Annotated in this window: 6 protein-coding genes; 5 read left to right on the top strand and 1 reads right to left on the bottom strand. The window is 56.0% G+C overall.

Annotated elements, in window-relative coordinates:
* Positions 1–266 precede the first annotated feature (266 nt).
* The 3 genes from repA to repC all read left to right on the top strand — a co-directional run bounded on the left by repA (position 267) and on the right by repC (position 3,728).
* The gene (gene repA / locus AN189_RS14470) at positions 267–1,466 is read left to right on the top strand and encodes a plasmid partitioning protein RepA (RefSeq protein WP_056037252.1); all 1,200 of its coding nucleotides are present in this window, start codon (positions 267–269) and stop codon (positions 1,464–1,466) included.
* Positions 1,466–2,434, top strand: a complete 969-nt coding sequence (repB, locus tag AN189_RS14475; RefSeq protein ID WP_024099295.1) for a plasmid partitioning protein RepB — start codon at positions 1,466–1,468, stop codon at positions 2,432–2,434. Before repA ends, repB begins: the two co-directional genes overlap by 1 nt.
* Positions 2,435–2,672: 238 nt before the next feature.
* Positions 2,673–3,728 carry a plasmid replication protein RepC gene (repC, locus tag AN189_RS14480; protein WP_009807963.1) on the top strand — a complete coding sequence of 352 codons (1,056 nt, stop codon included), beginning with the start codon at positions 2,673–2,675 and terminating at the stop codon, positions 3,726–3,728.
* 212 nt (positions 3,729–3,940) lie between these two features.
* Here the strand turns inward: repC and AN189_RS14485 are convergent, their stop codons facing one another.
* Positions 3,941–5,143: a Fic family protein gene (locus AN189_RS14485; RefSeq protein ID WP_056037255.1), complete on the bottom strand. Its 1,203-nt coding sequence runs from the start codon at positions 5,141–5,143 to the stop codon at positions 3,941–3,943.
* A 264-nt stretch (positions 5,144–5,407) separates the two neighbouring features.
* Here AN189_RS14485 and AN189_RS14490 point away from each other — a divergent pair, with 264 nt between their 5' ends.
* Together AN189_RS14490 and AN189_RS14495 are read left to right on the top strand one after the other, a co-directional pair.
* The gene (locus AN189_RS14490; RefSeq protein ID WP_055296347.1) at positions 5,408–5,893 is read left to right on the top strand and encodes a hypothetical protein; all 486 of its coding nucleotides are present in this window, start codon (positions 5,408–5,410) and stop codon (positions 5,891–5,893) included.
* Positions 5,894–5,933: 40 nt separating this feature from the next.
* Positions 5,934–6,872 carry an ArdC family protein gene (locus tag AN189_RS14495; protein WP_056037258.1) on the top strand — a complete coding sequence of 313 codons (939 nt, stop codon included), beginning with the start codon at positions 5,934–5,936 and terminating at the stop codon, positions 6,870–6,872.
* Positions 6,873–6,916: the final 44 nt, after the last annotated feature.

The raw sequence follows: 6,916 nt of genomic DNA on the forward strand, positions 1-6,916 counted from the left end.
GTTAGCTGCTAATGTGCCAACTCAACAGAGTAGCGGCTCGATCTGGTTAGATCTGCATTTAATATATCTATATCAATGACTTGCTGAGTTTTTTACACGACAACACCTATAGGTGTTGTGGATAACTTTCACACTACATTTAGATTCTTCTTGCCGGACTCACTGGATCGTGGCATTCCCATTCTGACGGCAAAACGCGTCAGACACGCTGTACACCGTCAGAATGACTAAGAGCCTCAACAGAGGCCGAGAGTGGGCGGCAGGACATGGATGATCGTAACATTGGATACACGCAAGGCATAGGCTCTTCCGATATCGGAGCATTTGCCGACAATCTGGCTGAGTCTTTGGATCGCCAGATGAAGATCGCTTTCGAACCCGAAGAACGAAAGTCCCTACGTCGCTTCAGTTCCACCGAAGTCGCCGGCCTCCTGCGCGTAAGCACATCTAACCTGCGCAACCGGCACAAGGACGGCAGCTTCCCGGAAGTGCATACAGACAACCGCGGACACCGGTTCTACACAGCCCAAGAGATTGATGAGTTGCGCGATGTTCTTGGACGCACTGGAAAGAACGCAGAAAGCTACCGCCCAGGTCGACGTGATGGCGATCGTCTCCAGGTGATATCCGTCGTCAACTTCAAAGGCGGCTCATCAAAGACTACTGCAACGATTCATCTTGCGCAAAGGTATGCCTTGCGCGGTTACCGCGTGCTGGTCCTAGACCTCGATCCGCAAGCAAGTTTGACCACGTTTTTCGGCTTTCGGCCCGAGCTTGAGTTCGCCGATGGCGGCACAATCTATGATGCTTTGAGATATGAGGACCAAGTTCCTCTCTCGAACGTCATCCAAAAGACCTACTTCCATAAGCTCGACATGGTGCCCGCCGGTTTGATGCTCTCGGAGTACGAAACCGAGACCGCAAACGCTCTCGCCCGTCGCGTACAGCCCATCTTTGCAGAGCGCCTCGCCTTGGCGCTTGAAGAGGTTGAGGCAAACTACGACATCGTCCTGATCGACTGCCCGCCTCAGCTTGGGTTTCTAACCCTGACTGCGCTGGCAGCCTCGACGGGGCTTTTGGTTACCGTGGTACCTGGCATGCTTGACATCGCATCTATGAGCCAATTCCTGAAGCTTGCTTCAGAAACGGTCAAGGCCGTGGAGGAAGCCATCGGTCGGCGTGTCACATGGGATTTTGTCAAGTTCCTGATTGCCAGATATGAACCGTCGGACGGTCCGCAGACCCAAATGGCAGGCTACCTGAGATCAATTCTGGCAGGTCAGGTCATGACAGAGCCAATGCTGAAGTCTACGGCGATCTCCGACGCGGGGATGACCCAGCAGACCGTCTACGAAGTCGATCCAAGCCAATTCATCAGAAAGACAATTGATCGCGCCCTGACCAGCGTGAATGGCGTTGGCGATGAGCTAGAGCAGACGATCCAAATGGCATGGGGGCGTCGCTGATGGCCCGAAACATCTTCAACCAGCCTCCAAGGAATGAGACGGAGAGCGGAGCCCCCTCCCCTACCCCGCCAAAAGCGGCAAAGCTGCCGGGATCTGTTGGAGGATTGCGCGACTCTTTGCGCGAGATCACAGCAAACTCGATTCGCGATATCGAACCCGATCAGATTGACATGGATGGGCTGCGCGATCGGTTGGTGCTGGAAGATTCCAGTATCGATGAGTTGGCCGAGAGCATTCGCAAGCATGGCCAACAAGTGCCCATCATGGTCCGTCCATCTGCCCAACCGGACAGATACCGCATCATCTACGGCCGCCGCAGGCTTGCGGCGATCCGTAAGGTCGGTGGAACGGTCAAGGCAATTGTTCGAACCTTGGACGATGACGCATCTCTGATCGCTCAAGGCCAGGAGAACAACCTCAGGCTTGATCCGTCTTTTATAGAAAAGTCTCTTTTTATCAAAGAGATGCAAGAATCCGGGTACAAACCCGGTGTCATTCAAGATGCTCTAGGTCTGACCCGGCAAGGCGTATCCAACCACAGGGTCGTCATAGAACAACTGCCAGACGGTCTTGTTCAACTCATCGGGCCAGCACATGGGATCGGACGACGGCAGTGGGGTGATCTAGCTGCCTTGTCGGTGAAGGTAGATTTGGTGGACATCGCCAAAGAGGCGCTCGCCGCCCTGCCCGACGACACTCCTAGTTCCGAAAAGTTCCAAGCGGTCTATTCGGCTTGCTCGAGCAAAGCACGTAGCGACAAGAAGCCGCCCAATCGTGGGCTGACTTCGGTCATCAATGATGAGAACGGCAGTTCATTGGGCACGCTGACAATCGATGAGAAGGCGATCGCGCTCAAGGTCACCAAGAAGGACAATCCAGAATTCGGCCAATGGCTCGAAGAGCACGCGGAAGCTACGCTTTTGCAACTCTTCGTACAGTGGCGGAATGAGAGAGGCTCTGGGTCCTAACCCAGGCCACACAGAGCAACACGAGCAGAGGAGAAAAGCGAAGACCCGAAAGAAAAGAGCCCCCCAAAGTTTCCCCTGGAGAGCCCTCATCATCTGATTAGCATCTTTGATGTAGCAACCTCCAGCATACCGGTCAAGAGTCACCGATTCGGTGGACTGATATTTTTTGCCTTTTTCCGCGAAAATTCGAGGAAAGAGACGGGGAAGTTGTGGGCCGAACGGTCGTCGTGAACAAGCCATGGCATTTACAAAACTCTCGATCGAAGCCGCAGGTGCTGATGCAACCCGCGGCTCATTTCCCCCATCTGAAACCGACGTCTGGACCATCTTCAGAGCCCTGAGAGATGCACGCAGCGTGTTTGGTCTACGTCCTGGCCACATACAGACACTTCAAGCAATGCTCAGTTTTCTGAAACCTGGCCATGGCGAAACGGTTTTTGCGTCTAACAATTCACTTTGCCAGCGCGTTGGCGGAATCGACGAACGGACACTCCGGAGGCACATCAACCGCTTCGTTGAACTCGGATTCATCAAGCGCAATGACAGCTCGAACCGAAAGCGCTACCGCGTTCGCTCATCCGGCGGGGAGTGCATCAGTTATGGATTGTCTCTCACCCCCCTGCTCCAACGTGCGAGCGAGCTTATAGCCATCGCGCAAGAGATGGAGAATAACCGGCGAGATCGGATATTTGTCCGCAAACAGATCCTTACAAAGCTCGCCCATTTGGAAGAGCACGATCCTAGCAACGCATTCATCAACCACGCACGGAAAGCTCTACGCAGGAAGCTGAGCCTCCCCGAATACCACGCTCTGCTCGCCAATACAGATGCAGAATGCCAGAGTTTGTCTACCCCGGATGACCCGCCTGAAACTATGGAATTGCCCGCCAATGACGGACAAACTGTCCGGCATCAATCTAAGTCTGAAGAAGAAAAAAAAGATTTAGATAGCAACATAGGCCTTGAGGCCCTGAAACCAGACTTGCTGACCTCAGTCTGCGATCAGGCGACATCGTTCTCCACAGAGAGACTTAGAAACTGGTTGGACATTGAAAACCATGCTCGAACACTTGCACCCATGATGGGCATTCACCCAGAGACTTTCGAGAAAGCCAAGAATGCTGTAGGAGCTCAGAAAGCGTCATGCGCGATCTTCATCATGCTACAGCTTGGAAAACGCATCAGGGATTTTGGAGCGTATTTTCACAGTATCACCCTGGGTCAAAGGCAAAACCAATTTGATCCATTAGCTTTGATCAAGCGACTGTCCGAAAACAATGAGCGAACTGTCTAATGTCCACCGCGGTGGACTTCGAACGAGAAGCGGCGCTTGTGGCAACCAAAACTGTCCAAACGCACGTAGCGGCGCATGGTGGTTCTTCAGTTTATCTCAGACCAGCAGATGTCCACCGCGGTGGACAAATGACACACGAGCAAGCCTTGATGAAAATCTGGCCGCCCATGGAAGAAATCGGCGGCCAGGCATTACACCCTAAATGCCTAAAGTTATTGTGGGAGGTCACCGTCTCCAAAGAGGTTTGGAAAGAGCCGCTCTCGATAATCCAACGGAAACGCCAACCGAACTGGCGTCTTCGGCGAGGCGGACGTCATGTATCCGGCGGCGGTCAGTTTACTCAGCGTGTTGCGAGCAGTACGCTCGGACGTCTTGAGCACAATCTGCGCGTCACCTCGTTCCAGTGCCCCATGCCGAAGAACCGCCGAGATCAGTTCCGGTGCGCGCTTGTCATCGATGGTATCTGCAACAAGACGACGATACCGTTGGTCCAGTCCGCCAAGATCGAACAATCTTGCTGAGAAGCTGATCTGGTCGAGCGTCACCTTTAGGAACCATTCACTATACGTCTTCAGTGCCGCTTCTGACAGGTTCCCCCGTCCGTCGCGGTCTCCGCGGCGTGGACTGTCGGCCAGATCCATCATCCGTTTGTACTCGCCCCGATCGGTTAGCCCGCGGGCCAGCCCACGTGATACGGACCAGAGCCCTTGGCCACCAATCCCCGCTGTGAGGGCCATGGCATGAGACATCAGTCTGCTGACACGGCCGTTACCATCCGGGAAAGGGTGGATGTAGTTCAGCCGGTGATGTGCAGACGCGATCGCGATGATCCGTCCGCTCGAAGATCGCGCCGCAATCTGAAATCGTTTGTCGAAATGGTCCATGAATGCCGCGACGCGCGACGATGAAGGAGGTAGGTGGCGCCCGACCGCAACTTCCCGATCATCATCCTGGCGCATGCGTCCCGGAACGATGGGCTCTTGTGTGCCGTCGGGATGTTCGATGACCCGAAACTCATCCGGCATCTCGTCGTAGAAGCTCTTATGGACCCAAGTCAGGAATTCGACGGATGTGGGGCGGGGCAGGGTGCCCTTGCGATGCATCTCGTCGATGGCCCGTTGAACGATGACGTGCGCCCGGGCCTCAAGGGCGAGGGGACGGGTTTCTTCCTCAAGCTCGGCACCAGCCAGCGCCCTTTCGATGTCGCGGGGGCGCGTGTTGTGTCCTTCGATCAGGTTGGAGTAGTAGCAGTTCATCACGCGGACGAGATCGGCAAGCTCGGCTGCGCTGTCAGGATGCAGCCCTTGTCCCAGCCCGGTGGCTTCCCTCTGGATGTCGACCGAAAGATCTGCCAGTTCTGTAGGAATATGCTCCTCGAAGAAGCAGGGTTCGATCCTGGCGGGTGTTTCCAGCATTTTGCCGATCTTCCATGTTTGCAAAGTAATTGAAAAATAAACACATTTCGTACTTTCAAGCAAGGTTTTGCCGATATGCGTTGCCGATCTAGAATTGCTGCATGAAATCAATAGCTTCGGCAGATGTGCCGGGCTTTTCGGTTGTGTTGTGTGCCCAAAGGGGCCGGAAAAAGAGAAAGTGTTCTTCGGGTTTTGTGACTGACGGATGAGGGCCTTTGGGGTCCCTCGGATGGGTCCGGGCCGGATTCCGGTCTGCCGTTCCTGATGAAGGGCATTCCCATGCAAACAGGTGTCTTGCGCGTGCTGCGCGCAATCGCTGCCTCGTGGTGGCGACACAAAGAACTACGCCGAACCGGCCAGACGGGGCAGGCACAGCGGCTCGAGCGCGAGACCGTCCTGCGTGACCTCGGCTATCTGAAGCAGGCGGCGTCATTGCCAAACGCGCATGTGATCTGCGGAGAGGGCGGGACATTCATCCATCTTGGTTGGACCACCGTTTCGAGTTTCTTGCCGATCGAGCGCTTTCCCTTGGCCACTCTTGCGGTCTCACGTGGCACCCCGTTCATCGATATCCGACCCGTCACCGATGTCATCGCGTTCGCGAACCTGCCGCGCGTGGCGCGGGACGGATCGGTCGACCCTGACTCTTCGGGTCCCGGCAAGTCCGATTCACTGACCACCTACATCGACATGGTCGACGCGCTTGGCGCGAGGATTGTCAACGATCCGCGCCCCAATCGATCAACCTGATCCCCATTCCCTCTCACCAAATCTCGAAAGGAGGCCAGCGATGGCCCGATCCCGCACGTCCAAATTCGATGCCTCCGAGGTCATCACAAACGAAGTCATCCGTATCATCGAGCGCGGCGTTCTGCCTTGGCGCAAGCCATGGACCGCAGGTGGCAGCTCTCGTCCCCTGCGCGTGGGCGGTGAACCCTACCAGGGGGTGAATAACTTCCTGCTGACCATGCGGACCGTGATGGCGGGCCACAGCTCTCCTTTCTGGATGACGCTGCCGCAAGCCAATGCGTTGGATGCAAAGGTCCGCAAGGGCGAGAAGTCCTCTGTCGTCGTTTATTTCGGTCAAAGCCGGAAAGACGCGGGCGGCGAGGACAACCGCAGCGACGGCGATGATCGCTCCGAGGACGCCCGCATCTTCCGCTTCCAGAAATCCTACCGCGTGTTCAATGCCTGCCAGATCGATGGCCTGCCGGAGAGCTTCCATCCCGACCCGGACCCGGTGCCTGAGCATCCGCCGTCCGAGCCCATCCCGCACATGCAGACATTCTTCGATGCGATCGACATCACCACGGTATTCGCGGGCGGCGAGGCCTACTATCTGCCGCCCGTCGATAAAGTTTTCATGCCTTCTATTGAGAGGTTCCATCACCCACGGAATTTCTACGGGGTCTGGGCGCACGAGCTGGCGCATGCCACAAAAGCGCCGCATCGGCTCAACCGCGATTATGGTCTCTCGCGGTTTGGCGACACCTCCTATGCCCGCGAAGAGATCGTGGCCGAGCTGACCTCCTGCTTCCTCGGGCAGGAGCTTGGGTTCACAGCGCATACGCTCGAGATGAATGCAGCGTATCTCTACAACTGGCTGCGCGTTCTGCGTTCGGACAAAACCGCGATCTTCAAGCATGCGGCCGACGCGCAACGCGCTTGCGACTACCTGATCGCCCGATCAGAGGCGGGCAGGGTAGGGGGCAGCGCCGAGGCCGCCTAACACACCTGTTGCCGCGAAGCGGAAAATGGCAGGTGTGAGACCGG

Origin of the sequence: Loktanella sp. 3ANDIMAR09, from assembly GCF_001420005.1 — a bacterium.
GTDB lineage: Bacteria > Pseudomonadota > Alphaproteobacteria > Rhodobacterales > Rhodobacteraceae > Loktanella.